The following is a 17,392-nucleotide window of genomic DNA, read 5'->3' on the forward strand; positions in this document are numbered from 1 at the left end:
TCTGTCCACCCGGAGTCAGAACGAATAGGATCGGATAACACCGGGTACGGGAGAGAATTCGGGTGAAACACTTTCAACACTGTCTGGCCGCCTGTCTGGCCGGGATTTTCCTCACAGGCTGCGGCGAACCTGGAGCCACCGTTGTCGCGCCGGACGATCCCGTGCTCCTCGTACCGGAAACCGCCGAGGGCCGTATCCCGGTCCTGATCCATGACGAGGGGAAAACAGAACCCACCCGTTCGGCCCGCAAGGGACTCGACGCGGGTAAGGCCGGAAACGTCCGCCACTTCGATCGCATCGGAGTGACAGCCGCCGATCTGGATCCGGACGAATACGAGCGGCTGGTGGCCCGGTTCGGACCGGAGCGGGTGCAGCGGCAGCAGTATTACCGCCCCACCCTCGCCCAGAGTCTCGAACTGGCCGGAAACAGCCTGTTCTTCAGCGGTTCCGGCTCTGACCCGTTCAGCGGACAGGGGACGATCGTGGCGGTGCTCGACACTCCGCTCGGCAACATAGACTCCGGGCGGTTCGGACCGTGCCTGGGCGGCGCGGGATCGGGAACCTGCCGGATCGCCGAAGTGAGCCACGACTGCGGTGACGGAACCGCCGCCAACGATGTTGTGGAAGGCCACGGCCGCAACGTGACCGGCATCGTGCTTGGCGTGGCCAACGACACCCGTATCCTCTTTTATGACATCTTCAGCCCGTCCACCACGTCCGGCCGGAACCTGACCAACGACGCCGCCATCGCCTGCGCCCTGAACGACATCGCCACACGCAGGGCGGCCGGCAGTCCCATCATCGCCGCCAATCTCTCGCTGGGCGGGGCGGCGGGGAGCTTCACCGGAGCCTGCAGTACCAGCGCGACCTCCGTCGCCCTGCGCACGCTGGTCAACACCCACCGGGTCATGCCGGTCATCGCCGCCGGCAACGAGGGACTCTCCAACGGCCTCTCCCACCCCGGCTGCGTGCCGTGGGCGACCTCCGTGGGCGCTGTCTATGACGCAGCGCTGGAGGGCGGCACCAGTTTCTCGCTCTGCTCCGACGAGATCGCCGAGGCCGACCAGATCACCTGCTTCACCAACATCCACGGAGAACTGGACCTGATGGCTCCGGGCTTCCCCATCACCGCCGCCGGGATCAGCATGGGCGGCACCAGCCAGGCGACCCCGCATGTGGCGGGGGCCGCTGCGCGGATGGCGTCACTGCTGGGCGGCGGATGGCTGCCGGGACGGGCCACGTCGTATCTTCGCATGAACGGCCTGCCGGCATCCATTGAGCGTGAAAGCGTCTGGAACGGCTACTCCATCCCGCGGCTGGAGCTGATGCTCGATTCGGCCAGCAACCCGCCGGCGGCAGCGGGCTACCGCTCCTACCTGGACGGCGAGGGAACCGCCGGGCTTGCCATCCCCGACAGCGGATCGGTCACGAGCGAAATCGTGATCCCGGCAAGCGCCTGCACCGGAAACGCCGGTGCCGTGCGCGTGGACATGGACATCCTGCACCCGGCCCGCGGCGAACTGACCCTCAAGCTGCGCCGCAATTCGGATGCCGACCAGCTGATCGACACCATCATCGGGACCGACGTCCGCTTCGGTGTCCGGCAGATATTCAGCATCGCCGATTTCGGCGGAACCTGCAGCGGCACCTGGACCCTGACGGTCGAGGATACTGCAGCCGGGAACACCGGTGCGCTCCTCGAATGGTCGCTTTTCATCCATGACACCGGCTCCACCGGCAACATCTCCGGCTCGATCACGTCGGCCCCGCAGGCCGTGGCAACGGGCGGCGGCATCACCGTCCAGTTCGACCGGACCGTCAGTGCCAACGCCGTACCGGCCACCGTCAACGCGCTCTACCTGCGGCAGAGCGGGCGTCCGCTCGCGCCGCTTGTGCTCATTGACGATGAAACAGACACCGGCACGGCAGTGAACACCTACAACCGGTCCCTGAGCGGCAATGCCCCCGCCACACCCGGCGTTTACGACATCATCATCCGGCTGGATGACCGGCAAGAGGCGGCCGAGCCCCAGGGCGAAAGCGGCACGGGCGAGGAGGACAACGAGCTTGTTGGCTCCACGCCGCTGCTCGTCACGCACACGGACGGCGCCGACTTTATTGCGGCCGCCGGCAGCGTGACGTCATCCGCCACCCTGACCGACAGTATGACCGTCACCGGAACCTACCGGATCGCCAACATCGGCAACGCCGCGGCGGACCTCGCAGTGCAGTTCTGTTTCGTAGGGACGGGAATCAGGCAGGGGACCACGGTCTGCCATCCGGTGCCTGACACGGCCAGTGATTTCGCCGCCGCCACGCTGGGCGCAACCGGAAATTTCAGCTTCACCCTGCCGGGCGGTGTTTCCACCGGTTCCTGGTTCCTGGAAATCCGCCCGTCGGCGGATGGCGGCGACACCGACAGCAATCTCGCCAACAACAACTACCGGGTGCCGGTCCTGCTTGGTTTCGCCATGCCGGACCTCGCCGCCGAGATCATCACCCTCGACACCCAGCTCTCCGACCTGAGCCTCCGGCTCGATTACCAGTACCGGAACAACGGCAGCCAGACCGCTGCGGCCCACCAGATCAGGGTGGTGGCATCCCTGGATACCGTGTTCGGAAACTCCGACGACCAGGTGCTGGCGACGGAAAACGTCGCCGCCCTGCCCGGAGCCACCACCCGCGCTTCGGCGATCACCGCCGATCCGCCCACCCTGCCGGCCGGGACCGACAAGGCGCTGGTGTACATCGCGCTCGTGCTGGATCCCGGAGGCTCCGTCAGCGAGAGCAGCGAATCCAACAACCGCATCCAGACCGCGCTCGTCTTCGCACGGGATACTGGCGATGGCAGCGGCGGTGGTGGAGGCGGCGGTTGCAGCACCTGCGGAACCGGCGGAGGAGGAGGCGGCGGCTGCGCCGGTGGCGGAAGCTGGCCGGGGGTTCTCGGCCTGATGGTCCTCGTTTCGTTTCTCGTGCGGCGGCGTCCCTTGCGGACGTCACGCGCCCTCCGTTAGCCTCGCGCCGTCATGGGCACTCCCCGCGTCAGTTCCGCCGGCGGCCTCGCCGCCATCCTGTATGTCTTCCGCAAGGCGCTGGAGGCCGGCGGCATCCTGAAGTTCTACCGGCGGCTCCGGAGCCGGAACGCCTGCAAGACCTGCGCGCTCGGCATGGGCGGACAGATGGGCGGAATGGTCAACGAGGCGGGCCACTTCCCCGAAGTCTGCAAGAAGTCGGTGCAGGCCCAGGCGGGGGACATGCAGGGCCCCATCAGCGAAGCATTCTTCCGCGATAATCCGGTCCGGGCGATGGAATCCCTCACTTCCCGCGAGTTCGAATACCTGGGGCGCCTGGTGTTCCCCGTCATGGCCGGTCCCGGCGACACCCATTTCCGGCGGATCGGCTGGGACGAGGCGCTCGAACGGGCCTCCGCCGCCTTCCGGGAGGCACCGCCCGCCGAAACCTTCTTCTACGCATCGGGCCGCGCCTCCAACGAGGCGGCATTCCTCCTCCAGCTTGCCGCCCGGGCGTACGGAACGCCCCACATCCACAACTGTTCCTACTACTGCCATCAGGCGTCGGGGGTGGCGCTCTCGCAGGTCTATGGATCGGGCACGGCGTCGGTGTCGCTCGATGACCTCGACCGGGCGGATCTCGTGGTCGTTGCGGGGGCCAATCCGGCGAGCAACCACCCCAGGCTCATCACCAAGCTGGTTCAGCTCCGCCGCCGGGGCGGAAAAGTCATCGTCATCAATCCGCTGAAGGAGCTGGGGCTCACCCGGTTCCGGGTGCCCTCGGACTGGCGGAGCTTCCTGGCCGGATCGCAGGTATCGGACCTCTACCTCCAGCCCCACATCGGCGGCGATGTGGCCCTGCTGAAGGCGCTGCTCAAGGGTGTGATCGAGGCGGGTGGCACGGATGCGGATTTCATCGCCCGGCATACGGAGGGATGGGAAGCGGCCGAACAGGACGTCCGGGGCACCCAGTGGAGCATGCTTTACGAAACCTGCGGCGTCCCACGCGAGGAGATCGAGAAGGCCGTGAGGCTCATCCGGGAAGCCCGTTCAGGCATCTTCTGCTGGGCAATGGGCCTCACCCATCACACTCACGGGGTGGACAACGTGCTGGCGCTCTCGAACCTCGCGCTTGCCCGCGGGTGGCTGGGAAAACCCGGCTGCGGGCTGCTGCCCATCCGCGGCCACTCGAACGTGCAGGGAGTCGGCACCTGCGGCGTCGCGCCGCAACTGAAGGCCGCCTTCGCAGACCGGATGAAAACCCTGTTCGACATCCGCGTACCGAGGGAGCCCGGACAGGACACCTTCGCCAGCATGCAGGCCGCCTTCGAGGGCCGGGTCCGGGCGGCGTTTCTCATGGGCGGAAACCTTTTTGCGAGCAACCCGGACCGTTCCTGGGCATCGGTCGCCCTCCGGCGCATACCGGTCACCGTATCGGTCACCACCAAGCTGAACGAGGGCCATGTGCACGGGCGCGGGCAGACGCAGATCATCCTGCCGGCACTGGCCCGCGACGAGGAGCTCCAGCTCACCACGCAGGAATCGATGTTCAACTTCGTCCGCATCTCGGACGGCGGCGAGGCCCCGCCGGACGGCGAGCCGCGCTCGGAGGTGGAGATCATCGCCGCGCTGGCCGAGCATCTCCTGCCCGCTGGCAAGTTCGACTGGAAGAAGCTCCGCTCGCACCAGTCGCTCCGCGAGGCGATGGCCGCCGTGGTGCCGGGCCTGGAACCCCTTGCCGGGGTGGACCGGGACAAGCGGGAATTTCCCATCGGCGGGCGCGTGCTGCACGAACCGGCATTCCCAACGCCTTCAGGGAAAGCCCGGTTCGCCGTGACGCCCCTGCCGGATCTTCCCGCAGGCGGCGGCCAGTTTCGCCTGATGACGATCCGGTCTGAAGGCCAGTTCAACACGGTCGTCTACGAGGAAGAAGACCTCTACCGGGGGAACCGCCACCGCAACGTCGTGATGATGTCGGCCGTGGACGCGCAGAAACTCGGCGTGGCCGAGGGCGGCCTCGTCCGGGTGGAGACGGAAACCGGGGCGATGGAGGTGGAGGTGTCCGTCACGGATATCCGCTCCGGAAACCTCGCCATGTATTACCCGGAGGCAAACACGCTGGTTCCGCCCAGGCTCGACAGCCGGTCGAAGACTCCGGCCTTCAAGTGCGTGCCGGCAAGGGTGATTCCGGTGGCGGGACGGGCGGCGGCCTGAGCGGGCTGGTCAGCTCGCCAGGTCCATGTCGAGGCTCACCTCGATCTGCTTCAGGATCGAGACATCATCGAACATCTTGACCTGCGCCTTCTCGTACTTCTGGCGGATACGGTCGGTTCCGACGAGCCCGGCGCGGACGAGCTGCGGCATCATCAGGTCCTTGAAGGTGTGGACCTGGCCGGGAAGCGCCGTGGGGCGCCAGCCCTCCATGTATTCCTTCATCATGTTCGTCTGGAAATCCCTCGGATCGATTCCGCTGTCCAGCATCACCTGGTCATAGACCCGGGACTGGCCGCCTCCACCGTAGCGGGCGGTCCGCATGGCGACCACGGCATCGAAGGCGAAATCCTCGACCGGGGCGAGGTCGTCCGGGTGCATGGTCTCGACCGTTTCCTTCACATAGACATTGCCGTAGGCGACGTGCCGGGCTTCGTCCTTGATGACATAGCCCAGCATGTCGCGGAACAGCGGCTCGGTCGTCGCCTGGTGCATGTTCACGAAGGAGCCCAGCGCGAGCCCCTCGACGATCATCTGCATCCCGGCGAGCATCCCCACCCAGTGCGGCTGGGTGAGGGTCTTGTCCAGCACGGACTTCAGGAAGTGCTCGATGGGGTAGATCTTGTCGAGCTTCTTGATGTACCGCTCGAACACCTCCACGTGGCGCGCCTCGTCCATCGCCTGCGTGGCGGCATAGAGCTTCGCCTCATAGTCGGGGACGGCATGGACGAGGGCGGCGGCCACCATGAGGGCCCCCTGCTCGCCGTGAAGGAACTGCGAGAGCATGTAGGCGGCGTTGTGGGCGCCGAACGCCTCCTGCTGGGATTTTGAAAGCGTCTTCCAGAACTTCGTCGTCTTGATCGGCATCCGCTCCGGGTCGAGCACGTCGGCCGACGGGTCGATCGTACGGTCCCAGTTGATCTCCACGTCGGCATTCCACTGGTCGGCCTTGGCCATCTGGTACAGCCGCCGGAGCTTGTCGATGTCGATCTCGTACTGCCACTGCCAGACGATATCCATCGGGCTCTGCAGCTTTTCCATGGTTTCCGGGTGGCTGGCAGCTGTCATGGGAATCACTCCTCCTCGCGTCCGGCATCGGGGCCGGTACACGGGCACTTACTGACCGGTTGGTCGGTCCTTCCCATTATCCATAGAGACAAGCCTGTTCGCAAGGGAAAAGTACGGGTTTCAGACCACCTGCCGGAGCTGGGCCTTCCCGCTCCAGAGGAACCGCTCGATGTCGGGGAAAAGCTCCTCGCCCGCATGGCGGCCCCACAACAGATCCCCGTGGGCGTAGTCCTCGCGCTCGCCGTGGGCACGGCCCAGGACGCGCCAGCGTTTCTGGCGGGAGCCGATCTTCTCCCAGGTCTCGCGGGCCGCCTTCACATCCACCAGCCGGTCGATGGAACCGGCCACAACGAATACCGGGGTTTCGATCCGGTGGAGGAGTTCAAAATACCGGACCCGGCCGTCACGGGTGACGAGCCCGCCCTCCCCGGCGATCCGGGCGAAGTGGGCGGCCTTGCGCGACGGGATCGCCGCCACGCCGCGCCAGAGGTACCGGGCGAGAACCTCGCGGTCCACGTTGTCCGGGTTCGCGGCGCTGCGGAAATACCGCGCCGGCAGCCGGTCGATGAACAGGGCACCGAGCTTGGCCAGCAGGTCTATCCGCAGGTCCGGCCCCAGCCGGTAGAAGACCGACCTGAGGTTCGCCACCCACGGCGGGACGCCATGCATGACGGCCGACGAACCCAGCGTCACCATCCGGCTGATTCCCTGCCCGTCGTACCGGATCAGGTAGCAGTAGCCGATCATGCCGCCCATCGAGTGGCCGACGTAGTGGATGCTGTCCGCGCCGGTTTTCGAGCGGACGGCACGGATGACCGCCGGGAGGTCGAACTCGACCAGATGATCGAAGGTCCACTGGGGGAGCTTCACGCGCCCCAAACGGCCGCCGGCGCGCTTGCGGCCCCGGAGGTCCACCGTCCAGACGTCGTGTCCCCGCGCCGCCAGCCACGGCGCGAAGCCGATGCCGTCGCCCAGATCCCAGGCAAACCGGGTCGAGGCCCCGCCGTGGACGAGCAGGACCGGCTGCCGGTTCTCCTGCGCTTCCGCGGCCCCGCCTTTCGGCCGGTACCGGTACAGGGCGATCCGCCAGCCGTCATCGGTCCGGCACGAGTGCATTTCGTCGTGCTGCGGCTCGAAGGATAGCTTCTGGAAAGGCGTCACGTCTTTTTCCCCTAGCAGACCCAGTGCTCGCCCAGGGTCCGCTCGCGGGCCGCCACCATCGCGGGGAAGCGGGAGCGTTCGATCAGGATCCGGATCATCACCTGGATGCTGACGGTGATCGGGACGGCGATCACCATGCCGATGATGCCAAGCACATATCCGCCGAGAAACACGCTCAGGATCACCAGCACCGGATGCACATGGGCGGAAGCGCCGACGATCAGCACCTGGAAGAAGAAGTCATCGAGAAACTTCACGATGCTGAACAGGATGATGATCTTGAGGATGACGGCCGTTCCGCCGGCTCCCAGCAGCGCCACCATGCAGGCGGTCGAGAACCCCAGGATCGGCCCAAGGTAGGGCACCAGGTTCCCGATGCCCGTGACCAGTCCGATGATCAGCCAGTAGTCCACGTCGAACACGTAGAGGCCGATGGCAATGAGGCTCCCCACGATGGCTCCGTCAATGAGAAGCCCGCGGATGTAGCCGCCCAGAGAGGAGTTGATCTCCTCGACGACGGACAGGACCGTCTCCACGTAGCGGTTCGGGAGCAGGTTGTACAGCTTCCGCATCCAGGAGTCCCCGTCGCGCAGGAAGAAGAAGACGTTGAACGGCACCAGTATCAGCAGGATGATGTGATCGGCGTGGGCCATGAGCCACTTGGGAATCTCGGCCGCCAGTTCGGAACTGCGGGCCTCCAGCGCCTCGAACGCCGGACCAATCACCTTCTGTGCCCCGATCATCGGATACTTCTCTTCCAGCTCGCTCTCGATGGTGAGGGCCAGAATCTTCAGGTCCTTGGCGATCTCCGGCAGCCGGGACTGGATGTGCTCGATTTCACCCGCCAGCGCCGGGACGCCGAAATAGACGGCCCCCGCAAAAACAAGCGTCGTCGCGCCGGTAAGCAGCGTGACCGCCACGGAACGGCGAATCGCGCGGGCCTCGATCACGCGGACCAGCGGGTTCAGCACGTAGGCAAGGATGATCGAGATGACGAACGGGACCAGAATCCGCTGGAGAGTGAGGAACAGGTAGACGAAAACCGCCAGGGCAAGGAAGATGAGACCGAACCGTATCCATCGCTCGATGAGCCGGAGCGTGTCGCCATCAGGGGGTGTGCGGCTGGGTCCGTCCATGAATCACTTACGGCCTTATCCCGCCGGCTTGTCGGTCTTCATGCGGTAAACCTGCTCGTTCAGCCGCCGGACCTGCCGGGCGAGGTTTTCCGCCACGGCTGTCATGATCGGCAGGCCGATGTCCGTCCGCCGGGAAACCAGCGCATCGAAGTTCGCCTTGTAGAGGATCAGGACCGTCGTCTGGTCGATGGCGATGGCGCTCGCCGAGCGCGGGAGCGCGTCCAGAAGCGCCAGTTCGCCGAAGTGGGTGCCGGGGCCGAGGTTCACCAGCGTGGTGCTCTCGCCGCTCTCGTTCTTCTTCGTGATGGCCACGAAGCCGCTCACGATGATGAACAGCGCATTTCCCTGGTCGCCTTCGGAAAAGATCGTGTCGCCGGGCCCGTAGCCCCGCTCGACACATTCGGTAAGGAGCTTGCCCGCCTGCGTTGCCGTGAGGTCTTTCAGGAGCGAGAGCGTCTGGAGAAAGGCGATCCGCTCGGCGAGTTTCGGATCGCGCACGGGCCGGAACACCCGTTCGAAAAGGTCGCTGACCGGACTGGACATGGCGGGAGCTTATGCCCCCCTTATTTGCGGTGCAAATCCCCCCGGCTGAAAGGGGTTCGGTACGGTCAGCGGCGCCAGTTCCAGGTGGTTCCCTGGGGGCTGTCCTTGATCTCGACGCCCTTCGCATCGAGTTCCTTGCGGATCTCGTCGGCGCGGGCGAAGTTCTTTGCCGCCCGGGCGGCCTTGCGTTCCCCGATCAGCGCGAGGATTTCCGGCTCGGTGATGCCGGAAGCCGCCTGCACCCGGCTGCCCAGATCGTCCAGAAACGCCTTCGGCTCCTGATAGAGGATACCCAGAATGTCCCGCACCAGCGGCACCACGGCGAGCAGCCCCTCGGCGATCCGGCAGGAGACGGGCGTCGCCCGGAAGTCATGGGCCAGCAGGTATTCGTTCACCGCCCGGCGGGCACCCTGGACGGCACCGAGCGAACCCGCGGCGTTGAAGTCGTCGTCCATGAACTCACTGATCTGCCCCGGCAGCGCGGCGATCTGGTCCAGCAGCTTCTGTTCCTGCGGGGTCGGGACCGCCCTGGGGTCGTCCGGGCAGCGGCGCTTCAGCAGTTCCTGGCAGTGGGCGAGGGTTTCGTAGAGCTTTTTCAGACCGCTCTCGGCCTGCTTCAGCTCGTCGTCCGAATAGTCGAGCGGCTTGGTGTGATGGGTGCCGAGGATGTAGGCCCGCAGCACCTCGCCGGGATATTTCCCCAGCAGGTCGCGCAGCGTGAAGAAATTGCCCAGCGACTTCGACATCTTCTCCTGGTTGATGTTCACGAACCCGTTGTGGATCCAGTAGCGGGCGAACGGCTTGCCGGTACAGCCCTCGCTCTGGGCGATTTCGTTCTCGTGGTGCGGGAAGATCAGGTCCAGGCCGCCCATGTGGATGTCGAATGTCTCGCCGAGAATCCCCATCGACATGGCCGAGCATTCGATGTGCCAGCCGGGCCGCCCCCTGCCCCACGGCGAATCCCACGATGGCTCGCCCGGCTTGGACGCCTTCCAGAGGTTGAAGTCGAGGGGGTTGCGCTTGACGCGGTTCACGTCCACGCGGGCGCCCGCCACCAGGTCTTCCAGCGCCTTCCCGGACAGCTTGCCGTAGGTCTTGAACGATTCGACCGCGAAGAAGACGTCGCCGTCGGCGGCATAGGCCATGCCCCGGCTGATGAGCCTCTGCGTCAGTTCGATGATCGCGTCCATCACCTCGGTCGCACGGGGCTCGTGGTCCGGCCGGAGCAGGTTCAGCTTCGCCGTGTCGGTATGGAACTCTCCGATGAACCGCTCGGCCAGCGCCTTGGGGTCTTCGCCCTTCTCGTTGGCGCGGGCGATGATCTTGTCGTCAATGTCGGTGAAGTTGCGGACGAACGTGACCTGGTATCCGAGGTGTTTCAGGTACCGGACCACGAGGTCATAGGTGACGAGCGCCCTGGCATGGCCGAGATGGCTGAGATCGTAGGCCGTGATCCCGCAGGCATAGACGCCGACCTTCGGCGGGGCCATCGGTTCGAACGGCTCCAGCTTCCGGGTGAGCGTGTTGTAGAGGCGTAGCGGCATATATCCGGTTCCCGGCGGCCTGCTGGCACAATCCGGCCCCCCTTCCTAGCGGGAGACCGGGCGGAAGGTAAAGGCCCTACCGCTGTACCCGGAGACGCTCCGCGCCGACGATATACTTGAGGCCGTTGAGGGCCCGGTCGATCTCGTCATTGCGGACCGCGTAGTCGAACTCCCGCGCCGCCCTCATCTCCCGCTCGGCCGTCCTGAGACGCTTGCGTATCTGCTGGGGCGTGTCGGTCTTGCGGTTTCGCAGGCGGCGCTTCAGTTCCGCCATGGACGGCGGCTCGATAAACACCAGAATGGCGCCCGGAAGCCGCCTGCGGATCGAGCGTGCACCTTCGAGGTCCACCTCCAGGAGGATGTCGCGCCCGCGAGCGATCTGCTGCCGGATCCAGTTCTTTCCCGTGCCGTAGTAGTTCAGCCCGAACACATGGGCGTATTCGAGAAACTCGCCCCGGCGGATCATCCGCTGGAACTCCGCCTGCGAAACAAAGTGGTAGTCCCGGCCGTTTCGCTCCCCCGGCCGGCGCGGGCGCGTCGTGTAGGAGACGCTCCAGCCGAGCCGCCGGTCCTCGTTCAGCAGCCGCTTCACCAGCGTGGACTTTCCCGATCCTGACGGACCGGCGACCACCACCACAATGCCCCGGCGGGCCTGTGCCTTCCGGCTATTCGAGGTTCTGGACCTGCTCACGGATTCGCTCGATCTCGCTTTTCATCTCGACCACCAGATGCGCCACGGAGGTGTTCTGCGCCTTGGAGCCGATCGTGTTGAACTCCCGGTACATTTCCTGGATGAGAAAGTCGAGCTTGCGGCCGCACGGCTCCTTCCCATCCAGGAGCCCGCGTGCCTTGGCGAGGTGGCTTTCCAGCCGGACGATCTCCTCGGTGATGTCGGCCCGGTCGGTCCAGTAGACGATCTCCTGCACCAGCCGCGCCTCGTCCAGCTTGAGGTCCATGCGGAGCTCGTCCAGCCGCTTCTGTATGCGTTCGCGGAGCCCCTGGACCGTCTCCGGTTTCGCTTCCCGTATGGCTCCCAGATGGCTGGCGATCGTTTCGAGACGCTGGCGGAGGTCGGCTGCCAGGTGTTCTCCCTCGACAGTGCGGACCCGGTCGAGGTCATCAAGCGCACGGGCGACAATCTCCGTCACCTGCGCGGCCACCGCCTCCGACACCTCGAAGCGCGGGAGCTTCACCACGTCCCGCTGGCCCACCACAAGCCCGAACAGCTTGTCGGGATCCACCTTGAGGTGGAGGCTGTTCGCCAGGTCCACGAACTCCCTGAGGTAGTGTTCAGCGAGGCCCGTGTCGATGCTGAGGGGTTTGCCCTCCCCGGCGATCACCTGTTCGTCGAGCGTTACGTCGATCCGGCCCCGGTGGAGCCGCGAGCGCACCTGGTCGGACAGCTTGCCTTCGAGAACCTGGAGCGAACCGGGGAGCCGGATCTTGGCGTCGAGGTTGCGGCTGTTGACGGCGCGGATCTCGCAACTGATCTGGCGGCCCGCGAGAACCCCCTGAGCCCGCCCGAATCCGGTCATGCTTCTCGGCATACGGAGGGCTCTCTAACCGGTCCCGGCGGGCGTGTGAAGTGGCGGCCTGTCACGGCCCCGGCGCGGCACGTTCCTTCGCCTTCTCGCGCATCATCCGCCGCCGGGCGGCGTTCATCTGCCAGTAGGCGACCGCCTCATTGTGCTCGGCGTAGGTACGGGTAAACACATGCGAGCCGTCGTTGCGCGAGACGAAAAACAGGTATTCGGTATCGGCCGGACGCACCGCCGCCTCGATGGACGCCAGCCCCGGCTGGGCTATGGGCCCCGGCGGGAGCCCGGCACGGGTGTAGGTGTTGTACGGATGGTCCCGGGTAAGGTCGTCGCGGCGGATGTTGCCGTCGAAGAACGGCAGAAGGCCGTAGATTACAGTCGGGTCGGTCTGGAGCCGCATCCTTTTCACCAGCCGGTTGTGGAACACCGAACTGATGACCGTCCGCTCGCTGGCGAGCCCCGTTTCCTTCTCGATGATTGACGCCAGCGTGAGGATCTCGTGGAAGTCCTTCAGTCCGCGGGCGCGGCCCTCCTCGATCAGGGATGCAGGCACGTTGTTGCGGAGCGCCTGCACCATCTGGCGCAGGATGCCGGCCGGGCGGAACGGTTTGGAAAACCTGTGAACCGCCGGAAAGAGATACCCCTCGATCCGGTCCGACGGGATGCCCAGTTCGGCGGCAAACTCCGGCGAGTAGATGAGGGCCACAAACTCCGCCTCGGCGCCGAAACCGTCCGCCGCCAGCCGCCGCGCCACTTCCCAGCCGGTGATGCCTTCCGGGAAGCGGAACTCGTGCCAGACGACCATGCCCGATTCCAGCAGCTTCAGGACTTCCGGCGGTTTCAGCGAAGGCGCCATTTCGTACTCGCCGGCCTTGATCGCCGCCTGCCGGGCGCGGATGTACCAGTAGAAATGCCGTTCCTCGGTGATGAGTCCCAGTTCCTTCAGTTGCCGGGCGACACCCGGAGCCGGCGTACCGAACGGTATCTCGAACCTCACTTTTTCCGTGGCGAGCGGGTTGGGCGCCGTGTTCAGGAAGCGGAACGCCTCCAGGCCCGCGGCCCCGGCAGCGACGAGCATCACCAGGAAAGCGGCGAGCAGCAGCCGCCAGAAGGCGCTGCCGGACGGGGGAGACTTTGGTTCAGGGTTCAATCCGGCCGCCGTCCAATCTGCTGTGGTTTTACCGCTTTCGCGGGGTCACGGAAAAATGATTCGAGCAAAATCGCGGCGGCGACATCATCCAGCGCCCCGCCCGGCTTCCGGCCGGATACCGCTTCGGCCGCCGAACTGGTCAGCCGTTCGTCCAGCATCAGCACGGGCCGCCGCAGACGGCCTTCCATGGTGAGCGCCACCTTCAGCACCCGCTCAAAGGCAGGCCCCCGGCTTCCGTCCATGTTGTAGGGCGCGCCCACGACGATCCGGCTGATCTCGCGGCCGGTGACGATACGGGCCAGTTCGTCCATCACCTGCGAATCCGACCGGCGGCCAATCACCTCCAGCGGGCGCACCGAAATCCCCTCGTCATCGCCGATAGCGACCCCCACACGCCTTTCACCCCAGTCTACGGACATGACCGCCATTTCCGGCATTATGCCATCCCGATCGTGGCCTGCCCACCTTCATGATCCGGAATCGAACGTCGCCAAACGGCCGCCGGAAAGCTAGACTCGACCCCGGAAAGATGAAGTTTTTCTACCTCATACTGGCGGGCGCAGCCGTTTCGCTCATGCTGAACGCCGGGCCGGGATCGGCCGCCCCCGCGCCCGAAAAGTCTGGCGCCCCGTCCGAAAGCGGCGGACGAATCCAGTATCCTGCTCCCGAAATCAGGCTGGAGGAACCCATATCCGAACGGCACGCAGACAGCCCCGGTGTCCGGTTCCTCAAGGAACGGTTCCAGAACACCAGCATCAAGGAGCAGTTTCCGCCCGACTACCGGAAGGTCATGATGCTTATCTACATGCAGGGGCACGCCTCACCGGCGCTGGACCTCCTGCGGCAGGCCATTGACAGCAAAGACCTGCCGCTGGTCCGGGAGACAACCGCCCACCTGCACCTCGTCTACAGCCGCCTCCAGCGGTCGCCGTTCGCCAACCACGCCAAGTGGTGGACCATCAGCCAGCAGGGCAAGAGCGCCGCCGTGACGGTGCGGCTCCTCAGCGAACGGGGTGACAACCCCAGGCTGGTCGAGGAAACCTTTGCCAAGGTCGTGGAGTCTTGCTACGCATGCCACCGGGCTTACGGCGGTCCGACAAAAAACTACGAGGAGCTCGTACGGTTCAAGATCCCCCTTGAGGAGCTGGGACCGGTACCAGAGGTACCCAAAGTCCCGCCCAAGAAATAAGACCGCCCGCCCGGGAGCAAGCCAAAACATGTCCGACAAGAAAGTCAGCAAGGTCGTCCTGGCCTATTCCGGCGGCCTCGACACGAGCGTCATCCTCAAGTGGCTCGTGGAAACCTACCGGTGCGAGGTCATCTGCTTCACGGCGGACCTGGGCCAGGGGACCGGCGAACTCGACGGACTCGAAAAGAAGTGCAAGGCCACCGGCGGATCGAAGCTTTACGTGGACGACCTGCGCGAGGAGTTCGTGCGGGATTTCGTTTTCCCCATGCTGAAGGTGAACGCGGTCTATGAGGGATCGTACTACCTCGGCACCTCGATCGCCCGGCCGCTGATCGCCAAGCGCCAGATCGAGATCGCCATCAAGGAAGGCGCCGACGCCGTTTCCCACGGCGCCACCGGAAAGGGCAACGACCAGGTACGGTTCGAGCTCACCTACTACGCGCTGAAGCCGGAGATCACCGTCGTCGCTCCCTGGCGCGAATGGAAGTTCGCCGGGCGGCAGGATCTCATCGCCTACTGCCAGGAGCACCGGATTCCGGTCGAGGCGACCGCCGAAAAGCCGTTCTCCACGGACCGGAACCTCCTGCACATCTCGTACGAGGGCGGCATCCTCGAAGACCCGTGGTTCGAGAGCACCCCGGACATGTACCGGCTGGCCGTTCCGCCCGAGAAGGCCCCGGACAAGCCCGAATATATCGAGGTAGATTACGAAAAGGGGATTCCCGTCGCCATCAACGGGGAGCGGCTGGGGCCGGCGGCGCTGCTTGCCAGGGCCAACGAAACCGGCGGCCGCCACGGCGTGGGCCGCGTGGACCTGGTGGAAAACCGGTTCGTCGGAATGAAGTCGCGGGGCGTGTACGAAACACCGGGCGGGGCGATTCTTCACGCCGCCCACCGGGCCGTCGAATCGATCACGATGGACCGCGAGGCGATGCACCTTCGTGACGAACTGATGCCCCGGTTTGCCGAACTCGTCTACAACGGGTTCTGGTATTCGCCCGAACGCGAGGCGCTCACGGCCCTTGTCGATTCGACGCAGCAGAACGTCACCGGGACGGCGCGCCTCAAGCTGTACAAGGGCGGCATCTACACGGCCGGGCGCAAGAGCCCCTGCTCCCTGTACGATCCGCAGCTTTCGACGTTCGAGAAGGACCGCGTGTACAACCAGCGGGACGCCGAAGGATTCATCCGGCTGAACGCGCTGCGGCTCCGGACCCTCGCCCGGATGAAATCGAAGCGGTAGCACCCCATCCATGAGACGGCGCCGCTCCGCCCTTCTGCTCCTCGCTTTCATCGCGGGCCGGGCGGATGTGGCGGTGCTCCGGGCGGCCGATGCCGCCGATGCGTCCTATCAGGGCAAGCCCGTTTCCCACTGGCAGCGGCAACTGTCGGCCGCCACCCCGCAGGACCGGTGGAATGCCACCATCGCGCTTGGCGAGACCGGACCGGCGGCGTCAGCGGCGATTCCGGCGCTGACGGCCGCATTCAAGGACAAGGATGAACGGGTCCAGGCAGGAGCAGCCGCGGCGCTGGCGAAAATCGGCAAGCCGGCAGTCCCCGCACTGATCGAACTAGCCCGCAAGGGCGACCGCCGCCAGAGGCGATGGGCGCTCTATGCGCTCGGCAGGTCGGCCAGTCCCGAAGCATTCCCGGTCCTCATCGAGGCGATGAACGACCGGGTGGATGACGTGCGGGAGAAAGCGGCCGAGGGGCTGCACCGGGCGGGGCTGGACGGCCCCGATGCCGTCCGGATTTTCTCGGCGGCCATGAAGGACACAAACAGCGCTGTCCGGTTCTGGGCCGCCTTCGGACTGGGCGATGCCGGGGTTCCATCCGGTGTGCCCGCACTCACCGCCGCGCTGCAGGACGAGAACAAGAATGTCCGGGCCATCAGCTGCGAATCGCTCGGCAAGCTGGGACCGGCATCAAGGGCGGCGGTTCCTGCCCTGATCGAGCGCCTCCAGGATGACCCTTATGTGCAGAACTTCTCCATCCTGGCGCTCGGCGGAATCGGGCCCGGTGCGGCGGCCGCCCTCTCCCATCTGGAACGGCTGGCGGAGCAGTCCGAGAGCCGCCGTGTCCGGCACAATGCGGCCTGGTCGATTGCCCGCATCCGCGGGGAGGATCCCGGCGAGCCGCCAACACCCCCGGCGAAGCGGCCCGCACCATGATTGAGCCCACCTCAGATCCCGCGTATTTCTCCGCCCTGTGCGTGAAAATACCCGGAGTCCCGGACCGGGCGGGACGGTTCTGGACGGGTTTTTTCTCCGCCGTTATGGCCATCATGGCCGCCCGGATCATCTGGTTCCTGTACACGGGCGGAGCTCCGCGGATATCCGGGCTGGACATCCTGCTGGGACTTGCGCTCACGGCCGGACTGTTCGGGTTCCTGTTCACCCACAATGCATGGGGCCGGCCCTCTGCGGAAAACGGGCGTTACCTCATTAACGGAATGGGGGTGTCGTTCATCCGTGAAAACCGCACGGATGGAGCGGCTCCCGACTGGAAGGCCGGCTGGCCGGAAATCCGGGCGGTCACGCTCCAGCACGGCAGGCCGGGGCTTCTCATTGGGGTCGAAACCCGTGACGGCCAGAGACTCGAACTCCTCGCCGATCTGGCCCGGACGGAAAACTGCCCCCCTGCCGTGCGGACTGCGGATATCCCGGCGGAAATTCCCCGTCCCCATGCCCAGCGGCTCATCGTCCGGGCACTCTGGCATTTTGGGGGCAGCTCGCTCGCCTGCTATCCCGGCACGAACCTGCCAATCCAGCGGTCCTAAGGCCGTGGAAACCGGCTTTTATTGCATTTTAGTGCGTTGACGGCCGGGACGGGCTGTGATAT

General features: G+C 65.7%; 15 protein-coding genes. 6 read left to right on the plus strand and 9 right to left on the minus strand.

The window, feature by feature from the left end:
• Positions 1-62: 62 nt before the first annotated feature.
• Positions 63-3,014: a S8 family serine peptidase gene (locus KIT79_07260; protein MCW5829099.1), complete on the plus strand. Its 2,952-nt coding sequence runs from the start codon at positions 63-65 to the stop codon at positions 3,012-3,014.
• Positions 3,015-3,026: 12 nt separating this feature from the next.
• Positions 3,027-5,225, plus strand: a complete 2,199-nt coding sequence (locus tag KIT79_07265; protein ID MCW5829100.1) for an FdhF/YdeP family oxidoreductase — start codon at positions 3,027-3,029, stop codon at positions 5,223-5,225.
• Positions 5,226-5,234: 9 nt separating this feature from the next.
• Here the strand turns inward: KIT79_07265 and KIT79_07270 are convergent, their stop codons facing one another.
• The 9 genes from KIT79_07270 to ruvX all read right to left on the minus strand — a co-directional run bounded on the left by KIT79_07270 (position 5,235) and on the right by ruvX (position 13,781).
• A complete protein-coding gene (locus KIT79_07270) occupies positions 5,235-6,290 on the minus strand; it encodes a ferritin-like domain-containing protein (protein MCW5829101.1) in 1,056 nt (351 codons plus the stop codon).
• 120 nt (positions 6,291-6,410) lie between these two features.
• On the minus strand, positions 6,411-7,451 hold the full coding sequence (locus KIT79_07275) for an alpha/beta hydrolase (protein MCW5829102.1): 1,041 nt from the start codon (positions 7,449-7,451) through the stop codon (positions 6,411-6,413).
• Between the two features lie 11 nt (positions 7,452-7,462).
• The gene (locus KIT79_07280) at positions 7,463-8,587 is read right to left on the minus strand and encodes an AI-2E family transporter (protein MCW5829103.1); all 1,125 of its coding nucleotides are present in this window, start codon (positions 8,585-8,587) and stop codon (positions 7,463-7,465) included.
• A gap of 15 nt (positions 8,588-8,602) precedes the next feature.
• Complete coding sequence (locus tag KIT79_07285; protein MCW5829104.1) at positions 8,603-9,130, minus strand: cyclic nucleotide-binding domain-containing protein; 528 nt, start codon at positions 9,128-9,130, stop codon at positions 8,603-8,605.
• A gap of 65 nt (positions 9,131-9,195) precedes the next feature.
• On the minus strand, positions 9,196-10,674 hold the full coding sequence (gene cysS, locus KIT79_07290) for a cysteine--tRNA ligase (GenBank protein MCW5829105.1): 1,479 nt from the start codon (positions 10,672-10,674) through the stop codon (positions 9,196-9,198).
• A 76-nt stretch (positions 10,675-10,750) separates the two neighbouring features.
• Positions 10,751-11,365, minus strand: a complete 615-nt coding sequence (gene gmk, locus KIT79_07295) for a guanylate kinase (GenBank protein MCW5829106.1) — start codon at positions 11,363-11,365, stop codon at positions 10,751-10,753.
• A complete protein-coding gene (locus tag KIT79_07300; protein ID MCW5829107.1) occupies positions 11,340-12,221 on the minus strand; it encodes a YicC family protein in 882 nt (293 codons plus the stop codon). The genes gmk and KIT79_07300 overlap by 26 nt, the downstream gene beginning before the upstream one ends.
• Before the next feature lie 49 nt (positions 12,222-12,270).
• On the minus strand, positions 12,271-13,362 hold the full coding sequence (gene mltG / locus KIT79_07305; GenBank protein MCW5829108.1) for an endolytic transglycosylase MltG: 1,092 nt from the start codon (positions 13,360-13,362) through the stop codon (positions 12,271-12,273).
• On the minus strand, positions 13,359-13,781 hold the full coding sequence (gene ruvX / locus KIT79_07310) for a Holliday junction resolvase RuvX (GenBank protein MCW5829109.1): 423 nt from the start codon (positions 13,779-13,781) through the stop codon (positions 13,359-13,361). The genes mltG and ruvX overlap by 4 nt, the downstream gene beginning before the upstream one ends.
• A 50-nt stretch (positions 13,782-13,831) precedes the next feature.
• Here ruvX and KIT79_07315 point away from each other — a divergent pair, with 50 nt between their 5' ends.
• Genes KIT79_07315 through KIT79_07330 form a run of 4 tightly spaced genes read left to right on the plus strand, consistent with a single transcriptional unit; the run spans position 13,832 to position 17,330 of the window.
• Complete coding sequence (locus KIT79_07315; GenBank protein ID MCW5829110.1) at positions 13,832-14,551, plus strand: hypothetical protein; 720 nt, start codon at positions 13,832-13,834, stop codon at positions 14,549-14,551.
• 28 nt (positions 14,552-14,579) lie between these two features.
• Complete coding sequence (locus tag KIT79_07320; protein ID MCW5829111.1) at positions 14,580-15,794, plus strand: argininosuccinate synthase; 1,215 nt, start codon at positions 14,580-14,582, stop codon at positions 15,792-15,794.
• A 10-nt stretch (positions 15,795-15,804) separates the two neighbouring features.
• Positions 15,805-16,722 carry a HEAT repeat domain-containing protein gene (locus tag KIT79_07325; GenBank protein ID MCW5829112.1) on the plus strand — a complete coding sequence of 306 codons (918 nt, stop codon included), beginning with the start codon at positions 15,805-15,807 and terminating at the stop codon, positions 16,720-16,722.
• Positions 16,719-17,330, plus strand: a complete 612-nt coding sequence (locus KIT79_07330; GenBank protein MCW5829113.1) for a hypothetical protein — start codon at positions 16,719-16,721, stop codon at positions 17,328-17,330. The genes KIT79_07325 and KIT79_07330 overlap by 4 nt, the downstream gene beginning before the upstream one ends.
• The last annotated feature ends 62 nt before the right edge of the window (positions 17,331-17,392 follow it).

The sequence above is a fragment of the Deltaproteobacteria bacterium genome, from assembly GCA_026129095.1.
In the GTDB taxonomy this organism is placed as follows: domain Bacteria; phylum JAGRBM01; class JAGRBM01; order JAGRBM01; family JAHCIT01; genus JAHCIT01.

What these genes read in the sequence shown, in the direction of transcription:
- KIT79_07285 (MCW5829104.1), bottom strand. Translation starts at nt 9,130, where the DNA reads ATGTCCAGTCCGGTCAGCGACCTTTTCGAACGGGTGTTCCGGCCCGTG.
- KIT79_07315 (MCW5829110.1), top strand. Translation starts at nt 13,832, where the DNA reads ATGATCCGGAATCGAACGTCGCCAAACGGCCGCCGGAAAGCTAGACTC.
- KIT79_07265 (MCW5829100.1), top strand. Translation starts at nt 3,027, where the DNA reads ATGGGCACTCCCCGCGTCAGTTCCGCCGGCGGCCTCGCCGCCATCCTG.
- ruvX (MCW5829109.1), bottom strand. Translation starts at nt 13,781, where the DNA reads ATGTCCGTAGACTGGGGTGAAAGGCGTGTGGGGGTCGCTATCGGCGAT.
- KIT79_07280 (MCW5829103.1), bottom strand. Translation starts at nt 8,587, where the DNA reads ATGGACGGACCCAGCCGCACACCCCCTGATGGCGACACGCTCCGGCTC.
- cysS (MCW5829105.1), bottom strand. Translation starts at nt 10,674, where the DNA reads ATGCCGCTACGCCTCTACAACACGCTCACCCGGAAGCTGGAGCCGTTC.
- KIT79_07320 (MCW5829111.1), top strand. Translation starts at nt 14,580, where the DNA reads ATGTCCGACAAGAAAGTCAGCAAGGTCGTCCTGGCCTATTCCGGCGGC.
- KIT79_07300 (MCW5829107.1), bottom strand. Translation starts at nt 12,221, where the DNA reads ATGCCGAGAAGCATGACCGGATTCGGGCGGGCTCAGGGGGTTCTCGCG.
- KIT79_07325 (MCW5829112.1), top strand. Translation starts at nt 15,805, where the DNA reads ATGAGACGGCGCCGCTCCGCCCTTCTGCTCCTCGCTTTCATCGCGGGC.
- KIT79_07330 (MCW5829113.1), top strand. Translation starts at nt 16,719, where the DNA reads ATGATTGAGCCCACCTCAGATCCCGCGTATTTCTCCGCCCTGTGCGTG.
- KIT79_07270 (MCW5829101.1), bottom strand. Translation starts at nt 6,290, where the DNA reads ATGACAGCTGCCAGCCACCCGGAAACCATGGAAAAGCTGCAGAGCCCG.